The organism is Mesorhizobium sp. 01N446, from assembly GCF_056399285.1.
Genome location: NZ_JBFTRA010000004.1, coordinates 62,899 through 78,077, shown reverse-complemented (window position 1 = coordinate 78,077; position 15,179 = coordinate 62,899). Strand labels below are relative to the sequence as shown.

The 15,179-nt window shown below is 64.1% G+C and carries 14 protein-coding genes; 5 read left to right on the top strand and 9 right to left on the bottom strand.

From position 1 onward, the window contains the following. Nucleotides 1–111: 111 nt before the first annotated feature. Together AC1DPX_RS17280 and AC1DPX_RS17275 are read right to left on the bottom strand one after the other, a co-directional pair. Nucleotides 112–1,080, bottom strand: coding sequence for a pyridoxal-phosphate dependent enzyme (locus tag AC1DPX_RS17280; RefSeq protein WP_477238363.1), 969 nt, complete (start codon nt 1,078–1,080; stop codon nt 112–114). Further along, nucleotides 1,077–1,850, bottom strand: coding sequence for a GntR family transcriptional regulator (locus AC1DPX_RS17275; RefSeq protein ID WP_477238361.1), 774 nt, complete (start codon nt 1,848–1,850; stop codon nt 1,077–1,079). The genes AC1DPX_RS17280 and AC1DPX_RS17275 overlap by 4 nt, the downstream gene beginning before the upstream one ends. Nucleotides 1,851–2,002: 152 nt before the next feature. Between AC1DPX_RS17275 and AC1DPX_RS17270 the strand changes: the two genes are divergently transcribed. The 4 genes from AC1DPX_RS17270 to kynU are packed head-to-tail and all read left to right on the top strand — an operon-like array spanning nt 2,003 to nt 6,022. After that, entirely contained in the window at nt 2,003–2,989 is a 987-nt protein-coding gene (locus AC1DPX_RS17270; RefSeq protein WP_477238360.1) for an ABC transporter substrate-binding protein, read from the top strand. 57 nt (nt 2,990–3,046) lie between these two features. Next, nucleotides 3,047–3,826 carry an ABC transporter ATP-binding protein gene (locus tag AC1DPX_RS17265; RefSeq protein ID WP_477238358.1) on the top strand — a complete coding sequence of 260 codons (780 nt, stop codon included), beginning with the start codon at nt 3,047–3,049 and terminating at the stop codon, nt 3,824–3,826. Nucleotides 3,827–3,831: 5 nt separating this feature from the next. After that, on the top strand, nt 3,832–4,755 hold the full coding sequence (locus tag AC1DPX_RS17260) for an ABC transporter permease (RefSeq protein ID WP_477238357.1): 924 nt from the start codon (nt 3,832–3,834) through the stop codon (nt 4,753–4,755). Nucleotides 4,756–4,774: 19 nt separating this feature from the next. Further along, nucleotides 4,775–6,022: a kynureninase gene (gene kynU, locus AC1DPX_RS17255; protein ID WP_477238355.1), complete on the top strand. Its 1,248-nt coding sequence runs from the start codon at nt 4,775–4,777 to the stop codon at nt 6,020–6,022. Nucleotides 6,023–6,026: 4 nt separating this feature from the next. Here kynU and kynA read toward each other — a convergent pair whose 3' ends face one another. Then, a complete protein-coding gene (gene kynA, locus AC1DPX_RS17250; protein WP_477238353.1) occupies nt 6,027–6,863 on the bottom strand; it encodes a tryptophan 2,3-dioxygenase in 837 nt (278 codons plus the stop codon). After that, nucleotides 6,860–8,485 carry an AMP-binding protein gene (locus AC1DPX_RS17245; protein ID WP_477238351.1) on the bottom strand — a complete coding sequence of 542 codons (1,626 nt, stop codon included), beginning with the start codon at nt 8,483–8,485 and terminating at the stop codon, nt 6,860–6,862. Before AC1DPX_RS17245 ends, kynA begins: the two co-directional genes overlap by 4 nt. Before the next feature lie 311 nt (nt 8,486–8,796). On the opposite strand from AC1DPX_RS17245, the gene AC1DPX_RS17240 reads away from it, so the two are divergent. Then, nucleotides 8,797–9,627 (top strand): alpha/beta hydrolase, encoded by an 831-nt coding sequence (locus AC1DPX_RS17240; protein WP_202354363.1) that lies wholly within the window; start codon nt 8,797–8,799, stop codon nt 9,625–9,627. A gap of 40 nt (nt 9,628–9,667) precedes the next feature. On the opposite strand, the gene AC1DPX_RS17235 is transcribed toward AC1DPX_RS17240, so the two are convergent. The 5 genes from AC1DPX_RS17235 to AC1DPX_RS17215 are packed head-to-tail and all read right to left on the bottom strand — an operon-like array spanning nt 9,668 to nt 15,073. Beyond that, complete coding sequence (locus tag AC1DPX_RS17235; protein WP_477238349.1) at nt 9,668–10,873, bottom strand: molybdopterin molybdotransferase MoeA; 1,206 nt, start codon at nt 10,871–10,873, stop codon at nt 9,668–9,670. Beyond that, nucleotides 10,873–11,355 carry a cyclic pyranopterin monophosphate synthase MoaC gene (moaC, locus tag AC1DPX_RS17230; RefSeq protein WP_477238347.1) on the bottom strand — a complete coding sequence of 161 codons (483 nt, stop codon included), beginning with the start codon at nt 11,353–11,355 and terminating at the stop codon, nt 10,873–10,875. Before moaC ends, AC1DPX_RS17235 begins: the two co-directional genes overlap by 1 nt. A 2-nt stretch (nt 11,356–11,357) precedes the next feature. Continuing rightward, nucleotides 11,358–12,170 carry an indole-3-glycerol phosphate synthase TrpC gene (trpC, locus tag AC1DPX_RS17225; protein WP_477238345.1) on the bottom strand — a complete coding sequence of 271 codons (813 nt, stop codon included), beginning with the start codon at nt 12,168–12,170 and terminating at the stop codon, nt 11,358–11,360. Between the two features lie 3 nt (nt 12,171–12,173). Further along, nucleotides 12,174–13,184, bottom strand: a complete 1,011-nt coding sequence (gene trpD, locus AC1DPX_RS17220) for an anthranilate phosphoribosyltransferase (protein ID WP_477238343.1) — start codon at nt 13,182–13,184, stop codon at nt 12,174–12,176. After that, nucleotides 13,181–15,073, bottom strand: coding sequence for a SurA N-terminal domain-containing protein (locus tag AC1DPX_RS17215; RefSeq protein WP_477238341.1), 1,893 nt, complete (start codon nt 15,071–15,073; stop codon nt 13,181–13,183). Before AC1DPX_RS17215 ends, trpD begins: the two co-directional genes overlap by 4 nt. Between the last annotated feature and the right edge of the window lie 106 nt (nt 15,074–15,179).

The window sequence follows — 15,179 nt, the reverse complement described above, 5'->3', positions numbered from 1 at the left end:
GTTTGAGAGGCGTCCGCGGGGCGAATTTGAACGGTGTATCGATCCATTTCCAGCGGAACGAAACGAAACCAAAACGCCAACCATCGCTGGCTATCCGGGAATAGAACGCATTCAGGCTTCCGGCACCGCGCCGGCCAATACCTGCGCATAGGCGCCGGCATCGATATTGCCGCCGGAGATAACGCAGACAACATTGCCCGTTGCGTGCTCGCTGCGCAGAGCGGCGGCGAGCGAGGCGGCACCGGCACCTTCGGCCACGATCTTTGCCTTCGAGAACAACAGGCGCATCGCTTCCGTGACCTGCTCGGGGCTGACGGCGATGGCGCCGTCGATCAGCTGATTTGCCAATGGCCACAGGCCGGGTACCAGCGACGGGCCGCCTATGCTCTTGATGAAGGAGGGACGCGTCTCAATCTCGACAATGCGTCCGGCCGCCAATGCCGCCGTGACCGGAGCGGCGCTCTCGTCCTCGACCGCGAAAACCTTGGCCTGGCCTCGCATCGCCTTGACCGCACTGGCGACGCCTGACGTCATGCTCCCGCCGCCATAGGGTGTCAGCACGCAATCGACATCGGGCAGATCTTCGACAATCTCCAGGCCAATGGTTCCGTTGCCGGCAAGCACCGCCTGATCGGTGACCGGGTTCACGAGAAGCTCGGCGCCATCGGGCCGTTCGGTTCCGACTATGTAGCGCCACCATGTCTCGTGCGAGACGAAACGCACGTCGCCACCAAGGCGGCGGACCCCGTCGATCTTGGTCCGGGGCGCATCGGCATACATGTAGGCGACCATCGGAACGCCAAGCGCCTTTGCCGCCCAGGCCATTCCATATGCCATGTTGCCGGAACTGATGGTCGACACGCCGTGCCTGAGTTCATCGGCGTCGCGGCAAAGCAAGGCATTGAGCGCCGGCCTGATCTTGAAGGCGCCGATGGGCGACAATGTCTCGAGCTTGAGAAATATAAGCTGATCGGGCCGGCCGAGATCAGTGCGCAGCAGCGGCGTGCGCGGCAGCCAGGCGCGCAGCCGGTCACGGGCCGCGACGATCTCGTCAAGTGTCGGACGCCGCGGCAGCGTCATCCGGAAACCGCTTTCAGACTGCCGGCGCGTGCGGCGTAGGTGTTGGCGCCGTTGTCTTCGCTGTGGACATAGACATGAAGCGTGTAGCCGATATGCGCCGTCATCAGCGCCTTTGCCCGCTCGACGTCGCGATCGAGCGCCGCTTCCATGATCGCGGTGTGATGCTCGATCGCGATCGCCTCGCGCAAGGCGTCCATTGCCTCGCCATAGCCATCCTTGAGGCCGGCCGCCGCCCGCAATGTCGGCGCCAGGCCGAGAAACCGATGATGCCGCCGCAACTGATCGGCGATCGTCGAGCGGAAGCGCAAAAGCCAGTTGGATGTCGCCGCGCTGAGCAGCGCCGCGTGGAAGGCCTCGTGGCTCTCGTCCCACTTGTCGACGGCCGCATCGGAAGGGTCGTCGACCGCGGTCTTGCAACGGGAGAGCCGGTAGTGGGCGGTGACGACCGCGTCCTCCCATTCCCTGCCGCCATTCGCGATCGATTCCAGGAACAGCGGCATTTCGACAACCATCCGCGAGCGCGCCAAGTCCTCGAGCTCGGCGCGCGACACGGGGGCGACGGTAAAGCCGCGATTGCTGATGGCGGTGACCAGGCGCTCGGCTTCTAGGCGGGACAGGGCTTCCCGCAGCGGCGTCCAGCCGACGCCGTATGTGCCGCGCAGCGCGCTCAGCTTCAGCGGCGCCCCCGGCATGAGACGGGTGGTCAGGATATCGCGCCGCAGCAACTGATAGGCCGCCTCGGTCTTCGTGGAACTGTTCTGATCCTGCATCGCCGTCCGTCCATCACCAGGCTTGCAAAAATTATATATCATGGGGAGGCATGGCAAGAATTATATATAATGTTTGACACATGGCGGGGGACTGACCATGATCGCCGCAGTTGCCGCCTGTGAGCGGCGCTGATCAAATCTGGGAGGAAATGATGTTGAAGTCGAAGTCCGCTTGGCTGTCGGGACTGGCCCTGGCAGGCGCATTGATGGTCAGCGCCGGCAGCGCCGCGGCTGATCAGATACGCATCGGCATCGCCAATTTCGGCGAGCATCCGCAGCTCAACGCCGCCATAGCCGGCTTCAAGAAGGCATTGACGGACAACGGTTTTGCCGAGGGCAAGGACGTCGTCTACACCGAAAGCCACACCAATTTCGATGCATCGCTGGTGCCGCAAATGATCGCCAAGCTGCAGGCCGAGCAGCCCAAGCTGATCTACACCATCACTACGCCCGTCTCGCAGATCGCCAAGAAGGCGCTCGCCGGTTCCGGCATTCCAATCGTTTTCGCCGCGGTCACCGATCCGGTGGCGGCCAAGCTGGTGCCGTCATGGGACGCAGGAGACGACGGCATGACCGGCGCCAGCGATCTGCAGGATGTCGCCGCGGTGATGGCCTTCACCAAGAAGCTGCTGCCGAACGCCAAACGCTTCGGCGTGCCTTACAATCCAGGCGAGGCCAATGACGTTGCCCTGATCGAAAAGATCAAGGCAGCGGCGCCCGCCGCCGGCTTCGAAGTCGTGGAAGTCGGCGTCGACAACGTCAATGACATCCAGCAGCGCATCGCTTCGCTCGCCGGCAAGGTCGACGTGATCTACGGCCCGGCTTCGAACCTGATCCAGCCGGCGATTGCCGCGGTCTCGGCGGCTGCCCGCCAGGCCGGCATCCCCGTCGTCAACTCCGATGACAGCGCGGTCCGCAACGGCACCGTACCGGCAAGCTTCGCGGTCAACTACACGCAGGTCGGCGTCAACGCCGGTAACATCGCCGCCGAGATCCTCAAGGGCAAGGATCCCAAGACGATCGCGCCGTCGCGTCCGGCCTATGAGGATCACATGGCAACGATCTCCCGCAAGGCGATGGCCGCGTTCGGCATCGAGATACCCGCTTCGATGGCCGATTGCGGATGCATCGTCGACTGACATCGGGCTACGGGGTGACGGCGTTGGCGCCGTCGCCCTTCACGCCAGGGAGGAACGATGCTCGAGATCCGATCCGCGCGCAAAGTGTTCTACAAGGGCCAGGCCGACGAGAAGGTCGCGCTGGACGGCCTTAGCCTGTCATTGGCCACCGGCGAGTTCGGCATCGTCATCGGCTCCAACGGCGCCGGCAAGAGCAGCATGCTCAATGCCATTTCCGGAGCTCTCGTCCTGGATTCCGGCAAGATCCTGATCAACGGTGCCGACGTGACGGCCATGCCGGTGCACAAGCGCGCCACAAGACTCGCGCGCGTCTTCCAGGATCCGATGCGCGGCACCGCCGCCAGCATGACCGTGGCAGAGAACATGCTGCTGGCCGATCTGCGCAGCCAGAAACGCACGCTGCGGCAAGGGCTGAACGCTGCGAGGCTCGCATCCTACAAGGAACGCCTGTCGATATTGGGCCTCGGCCTTGAAAATCGTCTCGACACCCGCGTCGACCTGCTGTCGGGCGGGCAGCGTCAGTCGCTGTCACTGATCATGGCCGTTGGCGGATCGCCCGATCTGCTGCTGCTCGACGAGCATACGGCGGCACTCGATCCACGCACGGCCGAGATCGTCATGCAGGCGACGGTGCGCGCCGTCAACGCACTGAAGCTGACCACGCTGATGGTGACCCACAACATGCAGCACGCGGTCGACTATGGCAGCCGGGTCATCATGCTCGATGCGGGCCGGGTCCTGCTGGAGGTTGCCGGCGAGGAGAAGGCGAAGGTCACGGTTATCGATCTGATCGGCCATTTTTCCGTCAAGACCGACCGCATGTTGCTGGCGAGCTGATCATCATGGGCTTTGTTCAGGAGGTTCTCACCAGCTTCGTCGCGATCATGCCGGTCACCCTGGCGCAGAGCCTGATCCTGGCCTTTGTCGTGCTCGGCATCATGATCCCGTTCCGCATGCTGAACTTCCCCGATCTCACCAGCGAAGGCGCTTTCCCGCTGGGCGGCTGCGTCTGCGGCGTGCTTCTGGCTGCCGGCGTATCGCCGCTGACCTGCATCGCCGTCGCATTCGCGGCGGGCTTCGCGGCGGGTTGCTGCACCGCCTTCATCCATCTGCGCTTCCGCATCCACACGCTGCTGGCCGGTATCCTGATGATGACGATGCTCTACAGCATCAACCTTCGCATCATGGGCAAGTCCAACCTCTCCGTCTTCGGCTCGCCCACGGTGTTCGATTGGGTGCCGTTTGCGCGGCCGGGCTTTCCGGCCAGCAAGATCGTCGTCGCCGGCCTTCTCGCGCTCGTCGTCTTCGCCGCGCTCTACATGTTCTTCAGGACAGAGAAGGGGACCGCCGTGCGCGCTGTCGGCGCCAATCCCGACATGGCCGAGGCGCAGGGCATCAATGTCTGGGCGGCGACCATAGGCGGCGTCGGACTGGCGAGCGCGTTTTCGGCCTCGAGCGGCGCGCTGATGGTGCAGTCGCAAGGATTTGCCGACGTCAATATGGGGCTGGGCATCCTCATCAACGGCCTTGCCGCGCTGATGATCGGCGAGGCGGTCGTCGGCAAGCAGACGGTCTGGCGCCAGCTGCTGGCGCCCTTTGCCGGCGCGATCATCTACTACCAGCTGGTGTCGTTCTGCCTCGCCGCCGGCATGCCGCCTCCCGACCTGAAGCTCGCCACCGGCCTGTTCGTGCTCGCCATGCTTGCTCTGCCCAGCCTCAAGCGCAGCCGGGGACCCGCGCCCGCGCGCGAGGCGATCCGTGAATAACCAGGGAATGTCACAAATCATGCATGCAATGATCGATCTCGCGGCAGTCGAAGCCATGGATGCGGCGGATCCGCTGCGTGCCATGCGCGACCGGTTCATTTTGCCCGAAGGTGTGATCTATCTCGACGGCAATTCGCTGGGTGCCGCGGCGCCCGCCGTCTTCAACGAACTGCAGAAGGCGGCGACGCAGGAATGGGCGCAGGACCTGATCCGTGCCTGGAACACCGCCGGCTGGTTCGACATGCCGGTCGCGCTCGGCGACCAGCTCGGACGTCTGATCGGCGCCGCTGCCGGCCAGACGGTGGTCTGCGACACGACCTCGATCAACATCTACAAGGTGCTGCATGCTGCCCTTGCCATGCGCCCGAACCGCTCGGTCATCGTCGCCGAGGGCGACAGTTTCCCGACCGATCTCTACATGGCCGAAGGCGTGGCCTCGACGCGGCCGGGCACGGTGCTGCGGCTCGAAGGCGTCGACGCGCCAACCATCGAAGAGCTGATCGATGAGCGCGTCGCGGTCATCCTGGTCAACCACGTCAATTACAAAACCGGACAATTGCGCGACATGGCCGCACTGACATGCAAGGCCCATCAGGTCGGCGCGCTGATCGTCTGGGATCTCTGCCACACCGCCGGCGCATTGCCGGTCGAGCTCGATGCCGCGAATGCCGATTTCGCCATCGGCTGCACCTACAAATATCTCAATGGCGGTCCGGGTGCGCCGGCCTTCATCTATGCCGCGAATCGCCATCACGACGATGTCCATCAGCCGCTGAGCGGCTGGTGGGGCCATGCGCGGCCCTTTGCTTTCGAACAAAGCTACACTGCGGGCAGCGGCATCCGCCGGTTCCTGTGCGGCACGCAGCCGGTGCTGTCGATGCGGGCGCTGAAAGGGGCTCTGGACATCTGGGACGATGTCGACATGGCGGCGGTGCGCAAGAAGAGCATCGCGCTCACCGACCTGTTCATCCAGCTCGTCGAAGCCAGATGTGGCGCCCACGGCCTCGAACTCGAAGGTCCGCGCGACGGCAACGCGCGTGGCAGCCAGGTGTCGTTCCTCCATCCCAACGGCTACCAGGTGATGCGGGCCTTGATCGAGCGCGGCGTGATCGGCGATTTCCGTGCGCCGTCAACCATCCGCTTCGGCTTCACGCCGCTCTATGTCGGCTACAAGGACGTCTGGCAGGCGGTCGAGGTGCTTGAGAACATCCTGCGCACCGGCGCCTGGCAGGAAGCGCGTTTCGCGGTCAAGACGGCGGTTACCTGAGAAGTCAAAGCCGGGTGCGGACCGTCCACAGTTCGGGAAACAGCACGACCTCGAGCATCTTCTTCAGGTAGGAAGCGCCTGACGTGCCGCCGGTGCCGCGCTTCAGGCCGATGATGCGCTCCACCGTGGTGACATGGTTGAAGCGCCAGCGGCGGAAATAATCCTCGAAATCGACCAGCTTCTCGGCCAGTTCATAGAACATCCAGTAGCGCTGCGGATCGCGGTAGACGGTCTGCCAGGCGACCAGGACTTCTTCGTTTTCGCTGCGCGTCTCGCGCCAGTCCGTGCGCCTGGCGTCGGCGCCGATGTCGAACCCGTTGCGCGCCAGAAGCAGCAGCGCTTCATCATAGAGGGACGGCTCGGCCAGGATCGCCTCCAGCTTGTCGGTGAGGTCCGGCCGGTGCTTGTGGGGGCCGAGCATCGCCGAATTGCGGTTGCCCGCCATGAACTCGATGGCGCGGTATTGCCAGGACTGGAAGCCGGAGGACTGGCCGAGCGCGTCGCGGAACTCGGTGTATTCGCTTGGCGTCATCGTGCGCAGCACGTCCCAGGCATTGTTGAGCTGCTCGAAAATGCGGGCGACACGCGACAGCATCTTGAAGCTCGGCTCCAGCCGGTCTGCGCGAATGGAGCGGATCGCGGCACCGATCTCGTGCAAAGCGAGCTTCATCCAGAGTTCCGAAGTCTGGTGCTGGATGATGAACAGCATCTCGTCATGCGCCGACGACAGCGGCGTCTGCGCGTCGAGCACTTTTTCCAGGTGCAGATAGTCGCTGTAGGACATGCGCTCCTTGAACGACATCTGTGCGCCTTCGGACGCCGGATCGTAGGGCTCGCTCAATTGATTTTCTCCGTGCGCAGCCGGAAACGCTGGATCTTGCCGGTCTGGGTCTTGGGCAAAGCGGCGATGAATTTGACCGAGCGTGGATATTTGTAGGGCGCGATCGTCGCCTTGACGTGGTCCTGCAGGCGCTTGACGGTCAGCGCGTCGGGCGCCACGCCTTGCACCAGCACGACATGCGCCTCGACGATCTGGCCGCGTTCGCCATCCTCGGCGCCGATGACGGCGCATTCGGCGACATCGGGATGCGACAGCAACGCCGCCTCGACTTCTGGCCCGGCAATGTTGTAGCCGGCGCTGACGATCATATCGTCGGAACGCGCGGCGAAATGGAAGAAGCCGTCTTCGTCCTGGGCGAACGTGTCGCCGGTCAGGTTCCAGCCGTCGCGGACATACTCCTTCTGCCTGTCGTCGGCCATGTAGCGGCAGCCGGTCGGGCCGCGCACCGCCAGCCGTCCGGTCTCGCCGCGCGGCACCTCGCGCATCGCGTCGTCGACGATGCGCGCCTCATAGCCGCCGACCGGCTTGCCGGTCGACGCAGGCTTCCTGTCGTCGAAACGGTTGGAGATGAAGATGTGCAGCATTTCGGTGGCGCCGATGCCGTCGAGGATCGGCTTGCCGGTCTTCTGCGTCCACTCTTCGAAGACTGGAGCCGGCAAGGTCTCGCCGGCCGAAACGGCGACGCGCAGCGATGAAAGATCGGCGCCTTCATCCATGGCCTTAAGCATGGCGCGATAAGCGGTCGGCGCGGTGAAAGAAATGGTCGCCTTGTAGGTCTCGATGATGTGGATCATGTTGGGTGGCGTTGCCTGCTCCAGCAACGTTGCCGCCGCGCCGAAGCGCAAGGGGAAGATGGCGAGGCCGCCAAGGCCGAAGGTGAAGGCGAGCGGCGGGGAGCCGACGAAAATGTCGTCCGGCGTCACCTGGAGGATTTCGCGGGCATAGGCGTCGGCGATGATCAGGAGGTCGCGGTGGAAATGCATGGTCGCCTTCGGCACGCCCGTCGTGCCGGAAGTGAAGCCGAGCAGGGCGACATCGTCGCGGCCGGTGTTGACGGCGGTGAAGGTGACCGGCTTGTCGAGCGCGGCGCGGTCGAGTTCGGCATCATGGTTGGCGGTGCCGTCAAAGCCGATCACCTGCTTCAGGAAAGCGCTGTCCTTGGCGCAGGCGGTCATCTCGTCCATCAGCCTGGTGTCGCAGAGCGCGATGGTGATTTCCGCCTTGTCGACGATCTTGGTGAGTTCGCCGGCGCGCAGCATCGGCATGGTGTTGACGACGACCGCGCCGACCTTGGTGGCGGCCAGCCAGCAGGCGACCATTGCCGGGTTGTTGGCGGAGCGGATCAGCACACGGTTGCCCGGCTTGACGCCGTAATTCTCGACCAGCGCGTGCGCCAGCCTGTTCGTCCAGTCGGACAGTTCCTTATAGGTGCGGCGGCGGCCATTGCCGATGAGGGCGGTGTGATCGCCAAGACCCTTCTCGACCAGCCTGTCGGTCAATTCGACGCCGGCGTTGAGACGTTCGGGGTAGTCGAAGCCGTCGAGCAGGAAATCCGGCCATTGATCCGGCGGCGGCAGGTGATCGCGCGTGAACGTGTCGATATGCGCTGAAGGCCCAAGCATGTCGCCGCCATCCCATTTGCTGCCTGGCCAATGCTCGAAGCACGCGTCCCAGGTGGTGGATATGAAGTTCCCGTCTTTTCGCGAGAGGCTTCGTGCAGCCAGTTACACCTGTTCGGCGACGCACCGCAGGGCGGGCATCCGCAGGTTTGGACAGCACAGCAGACCTCCCATTGTCGGCTGTTATTCGGGGGAGGATCGCACCAGTCGAAATTTGTTTCAAGCCTAAAATGTTTTTGCCCTGACGCATTGACGCATGGCATGGTGACAGCCATTGCTAGCGCCAAACGGATGCGCTTTTGGGGAGGGTGCCAGTGCCTAGACATCGCATAGCCGATTGGAACAACGCCTACGCCAACGGCGCCAACATCGCCGGCAGCGATCGTTGGCCGGCCGCCTGGGCAGAACCGGCGCAGGCGTTTCGCGACGCGCTGTCGGCTGAGGGGCGAGCACGCATCGATGTCGCCTATGGCGAGCGACCGCGCAATCGCTTCGATCTTTTCCTTCCCAAAGATTCGCCAAAGGGCCTCGTCGTGTTCATCCATGGCGGTTACTGGATGGAGTCCGACAAGAGCGATTGGTCCCATCTTGCAAATGGCGCGGTCAGCAGCGGTTTCGCAGTGGCGATGCCATCCTACACGCAGTGCCCGGACATACGCATCGCGGGTATCGTCCGCGAAATCGGCGCGGCGATCGAAAAAGTGGCGGCCATGGTCGACGGACCGCTGATGTTGACCGGACATTCGGCCGGCGGCCATCTCGCCAGCCGCATGGTGACCACAACGACGCCGTTAGCCGCCAATGTGGCCAAGCGCATACGCCACGTCGTCTCGATTTCAGGCCTGCATGACCTGCGCCCGCTGATGCGCACCGGCATGAATGCGGCGCTGGCAATCGACGAGGCTGAAGCCCAGGCCGAGAGCCCGGCGCTGCTGCGGCCCCAGGACGGCGCCCGCATCACCTGCTGGGCCGGCGGCGGCGAGCGTTCCGAGTTCCTGCGCCAGAATGCTCTGCTGGCCAATATCTGGACCGGCCTCGGCGCTACCACCAGCTGCGTGGTCGAGCCCGACCGGCATCACTACGACATTGTCGATGGCCTCGCCGATCCGGTGCATGCGCTGACGCGGACCCTGATCTCGGAATAGCGGATATTTATGTATTATCAGCTACTTATGTGGCTGATCTTCAGCGCAGCATCAGCACGCTGCAGGAATCTCCGGCAGCGGATGCAGGGGCAAATGGCGCTCGCACGATGAGGCCATTGGCATCGGCCAGCATCCTCAGCATGGACGAATCCTGGATGCTGAACGGCGTCGCCACCAGTCCGCCATCGTCTTCCCTGATCACCGCCCGCACATAATCCTGGCGCAGATCATTGGCCAGCATTGCGGCGCCCAATCGTGCTTGGCGTATGTCCTGGCGATGATCGCGGCCGCCGAGCCTTGCCAGAAGCGGCTTCAGGAACAATTGCGAGCAGACCAGGCTTGCCACCGGATTGCCCGGCAGGCCGATGCACCTGATAGCGCCGAGGCGCCCAAACATCAGCGGCTTGCCGGGGCGCATGGCGATCTTCCAGAAGCCGAGCGTCATGCCTTCGCCGGTCAGCACGTCATGGATAAGATCGTGGTCGCCGACCGAGGCGCCGCCAAGCGTGACGATGACATCCGCACCGGCCGCGACCGCCTTTTTGACCAGCGCGGCGATGGCGCCCTTGCGGTCGGCGGCAATGCCGAGATCGAGCGCGCGAGCGCCGACCGATTGCGCGGCGGCGGCAACGCCGTAGGCGTTGGATGAGATGATCTGGTCCGGTCCGAGCTCGCTGCCGGGCGGCAACAACTCGTCGCCGGTGGCGATGATGGCGACCAGCGGCCGTTTGACCACGCTCACTCTGGGGTGGTTGGCCGATGCCGTCAGCGAGAGCGCTGCCGGGTCGAGCAGGCGGCCTCTTTCAAGCAGGACGTCGCCTTTGGAAAAGTCGAGGCCGATGCGGCGGATGTTGCGCCACTCCGCCGTCGGTTCGATCACTTCGATCTCACCGCGGCCGATATCCCGGACGTTTTCCTGGATGACGATGGTGTCGGCGCCTTCAGGCAGCGGCGCGCCGGTGAAGATGCGCACCGCCTGGCGCTCGCCGACGGTGCCGTCAAAGCCGCGCCCGGCGGGCGCCATGCCGATGACCGAGAGTTTCGATGGCACGGACGCCACGTCGGCGGTGCGGACCGCGTAACCATCCATGGCCGAGGCATTGAAGGGCGGCTGGGTGCGCAGTGCCGCGACAGGCTCCGCCAACACGCGATCGACCGCCTCGAAGAGAGAAACGCTTTCGCCCGCCAGGGGTGCCGCACCATCCAGCAGGCGCTCGAGCGCCTCCGACACAGGAACCAGCGCCATCAGGCGCCTACCTTGTAGTCGCCGGACTTGCCACCGGTCTTTTCGACCAGCCGGATGCCGGAGATGACCATGGCGCGGTCCACGGCCTTGGCCATGTCATAGATAGTCAGGCAGGCAACGGAAGCTGCGGTCAGCGCCTCCATCTCGACGCCGGTCTTGCCGGTGACGCGCGCCAATGCCGTGACTTTCAAGCCCGGCAGCGCATGGTCGGGCTCGATGTCGACGGAAACCTTGGTCAAGAGCAGCGGATGGCAGAGCGGGATCAATTCATGCGTCTTCTTCGCCGCCATGATACCGGCGATGCGCGCGGTGCCGAGCACATCACCCTTCTTGGCGTTGCCGGCAAGGATGGTTTTCAGCGTCTCGGGCTGCATCGAGACGAAACCTTCGGCGATCGCCGTGCGGGTCGTTTCTTGCTTGTCGCCGACATCGACCATATTGGCCTCGCCCTGCGCGCCGAGATGGGTGAGGGCCGATGTCATCGTCAGATGGCCTCGGCCAAAGCCTTACCCGTCAGCAGGATGCGGGTCGCCGCGGTGACATCTTCCTGCCGCATCAGGCTCTCACCGACAAGGAAGGTGCCGATGTCCTTCTTCTGCAGCCTGAGGCAGTCATCATGGGTGAAGATGCCGCTCTCACTGACCAGCAAGCGGTCGGCCGGCACCATCGTTGCCAGCCGCTCGGAGGTTTCGAGGCTGGTCTCGAACGTTCTCAGATTACGGTTGTTGATACCGATCAGCCGCGACGACAGCTTTAGAGCGCGTTGCGTCTCGGCTTCATCATGCACCTCGATCAGCGCATCCATGCCGAGTTCGAACGCAGTCGCTTCCAATTCGCTCGCCAGGGCATCGTCGACGCTGGCCATGATGATGAGAATGGCGTCCGCGCCCCAGGCGCGCGCCTCATAGACCTGATAGGGATCGAACAGGAAATCCTTGCGCAGCGCGGGCAGGGCGACGGCTGCCCGTGCCCTGGTGAGGAATTCCGGCGCGCCCTGGAAGGACGGTGCATCGGTCAATACCGAAAGACAGGCTGCGCCGCCCTGTTGATAGGCCCGCGCCAGTGCCGGTGGATCGAAATCGGCACGAATCAACCCTTTGGAGGGGCTCGCCTTTTTGATTTCGGCGATCAGGGCGAAGCGGCCCGATCTGCGCTTGGCCTCGAGTGCGGCGAGAAAACCGCGTGGCGCTTCGACGTCCTTCGCCCGCGCCTTGATCTCGGCCAGCGGTATCAGTGCCTTGGCCGCCGCGATCTCGTCGCGCTTGTAGGCCTCGATCTTGCGCAGAATGTCAGACACGGTTCACCCGTTGGAAATTTCGACCAGCCGGTCCAGCACTTGCAGCGCCCGGCCGCTGTCGATGGCTTGCGCCGCGAGCGCGATGCCGTCGCCGAGCGTCGTCGCCTTGCCCGCGATCACCAGCCCGGCGCCGGCATTCATCAGCACGGTGTCGCGATAGGCGCCGACAGCGCCGCCCAGCATGTCGCGCAAGGCCTTGGCATTGTAGGCAGCGTCGCCACCGCGCAACTCGTCCTTGGTATGCCGCTTCAGCCCGACCTCTTCGGGGGTCAGCGTGAAGCTGCGAATCTCGCCACCGATCAGTTCCGCCACCTGCGTCTCGCCTGTGGTGGTGATTTCGTCATAGCCATCGCCATGGACGACCCAGGCATGCTCGGTGCCCAGCGCCTTCAATGTCTCGGCCACCGGCATGATCCATTCCGGCAGGAACACACCGACCATCTGCCTGACGACGCCAGCCGGATTGGAGAGAGGGCCGAGAAGGTTGAAGATGGTGCGGGTGCCGAGCTCGACGCGGGTCGGGCCGACATGTTTCATCGCCGGATGGTGCGCGGGCGCGAACATGAAGCCGACGCCGGCTTCGTGGATGCAACGGCCGATCGCCTCCGGCGCAATGTCTATCTTGACCCCAAGCGCGGTCAGGACATCGGCCGCGCCGGTCAGCGAGGACAGGCCGCGATTGCCGTGCTTGGCGACCGGTACGCCGGCGGCGGCGATGACGAAGGCCGACCCCGTCGAAATGTTGACGCTGTGGGAATTGTCGCCGCCCGTGCCTACGATATCGATGGCGCCCGCAGGCGCCTCGACGCGCAGCATCTTGGCCCGCATCGTGGCGACGGCGCCAGAAATCTCGCTCACCGTTTCACCGCGTACGCGCAGCGCCATCAGGAAGCCGCCGATCTGCCCGGGGGTCGCGTCGCCCGACATGATGATGTCGAAGGCCTCGCGCGCTTCCTCGAAGGAAAGCGCGGTGCCTGCCGCCACCTTGGCGATATGGGTTTTCAGCGCGCTCATCTTGTCGAGGCTTGGGCAACGGCGGCCTGGTCGATGCGGACGTCATACTGCGTCTGCAACTGCGCCACCAATTGGTCGAGCAGATCGTCCGACATGCCGGAGGTGAAGGATTTCTGCGCGTCCTCCGGTACCGAGCTGGCATCGGCTCCGGCAGGCTCGAACACTTCGGCGACCTTGAACAGGATCTGCCCGTCACCAGTGGGCGAGGGGATCAAGCCGGTGCCGCCTTCGCCGACGCCGAACATCACGGCAGCACCTTCCTTGCCGAAGTCGGCATCGTCGGCTTCGCGCTTCAGGCCCCGCTTGGTCTGCTTCTCCAGCTTGAGATCACCGGCGATGACATCGAGCGTGGCGCCGGCCTTGAGCCGCTTGTCGAGCTCGCTCGCCTTGGCGGCGAGCCGCTTTGTGGCCTCGGCCGCAGTCCAGTCGGCGACGACTTTCTGGCGAACCTCGTCCAATGTGCGGTCGCGCGCCGGCGTGATCGAAGCAACCTCATAGAAGACAAAGCCGTTGTCGGCCGTGGTCAGGGCTTCGTTTTCGGTGTTGGGTTCGGCGTCGAAGACCGCCTTGATCAGCGCGGGCGATTCCGGCAGATCCTTGACGATCGAGCCGTCCGGCCTCTGGCCGCTGCGATCGATGGCGTCGATGGTGACGTCCTTCAGCTTCAGCTTGGCGGCAGCGTCCGCCAGCGAACTGCCGGAAGCACGGGTGTCTTCGTAATTGTCATGCACATCCAGAAGGATGCGGCTTGCCTCGCCCAGCGCCAAGTCCTTGCGGATCTGGTCGGACACTTCGGCGAGCGGCTTCACCACCTCGGGCTTGACCTCGGTGACGCGCAGCAGCACCGGACCGAAGGCGCCCTGGACGACCTGGCTGACTTCATTGGCGTTGAGCGCGAAGGCGGCATCGGCAACCGCCTTGTCGGCGATCTTGTCCTTGGCCAACGTGCCTAGCAGCGTGTCGGCAGGCGTCTTGCCTTCGGCGGTCACCAGCTTTTCGAAAGTGGCGCCGGCCTTGAGCGAATCGAGCGCGGCCTTGGCCGCATCCGGGGTCTTGAACACAAGCTGCTCGATCGTGCGCATTTCGGGCGTGGTGTAGCGCGCCTTGTTCTTGTTGTAGTCGTCGCTGACTTGGCTGTCGGTAACGGCGGTCGGATCCATGATGTCCGCCGGTTCGAGGCGGACATAGGAGAATTTGCGGTACTCGGGTGCAGCGTAGGTCTTCTTGTTGGCCTCGAAATAGGCCTGAAGCACGCCGTCGCTCGGTGCCTCGATCGGCTCGACGAGCGTCTTTGGCAAGACCAGATAGTCGACGGTGCGGTCCTCACCGCGGTAGAGCGCGACCGCCTTGAAGAAAGCGTCCGGCGCCTTGAGGCCATCCGAGACCGCCTCGACGATCTGCTGGCGCACCGCCACCTGCGCGCGGTTCTTCAGGTAATCCTCGGGCCGCATTCCGACCTGGCGCAGCATGTATTCGAATGTTCTCCTGTCGAACTCGCCGCCTGGGCCCTTGAACGCCGGATCCTCGCGCGTCAGCTCCGCCAGCCGGTCCTTGGACAGGCCAAGGCCAAGCTTGCGCGCCTGTTCGTCGAGAACGGCGCCGGAGACAAGCTGAGCCAGGACCTGGTTGTCGATGCCAAGCGCCTTTGCCTGTTCGTGGGTGAGGCGCTGACCGAACTGCTGCGACATCACGGCGAGCTGGCGATCATAGGCGAGGCGGTATTCGTTGATCGACACCTTGGTGCCGCCTGCCGTTATCACCGAATCGTGGCCGGCAAAGCCGCCCATCAGCCGCCCGGAGATGCCCCAGGCGGCGAAACTGACCACCAGCAGCGAAAGCAATGTCTTCGCGACCCATGTACCCGCCGCGCTTCTCAATATGCCAAGCATCGTTACTTCCGATTTATGCGCATTTTCGCATGCGCCGAGTCTGAAACAAGCGCAATAGCGCCCTTCCGGCCCACTGTCGATTGCTTTGTGGCCTGATTTTGGTAGT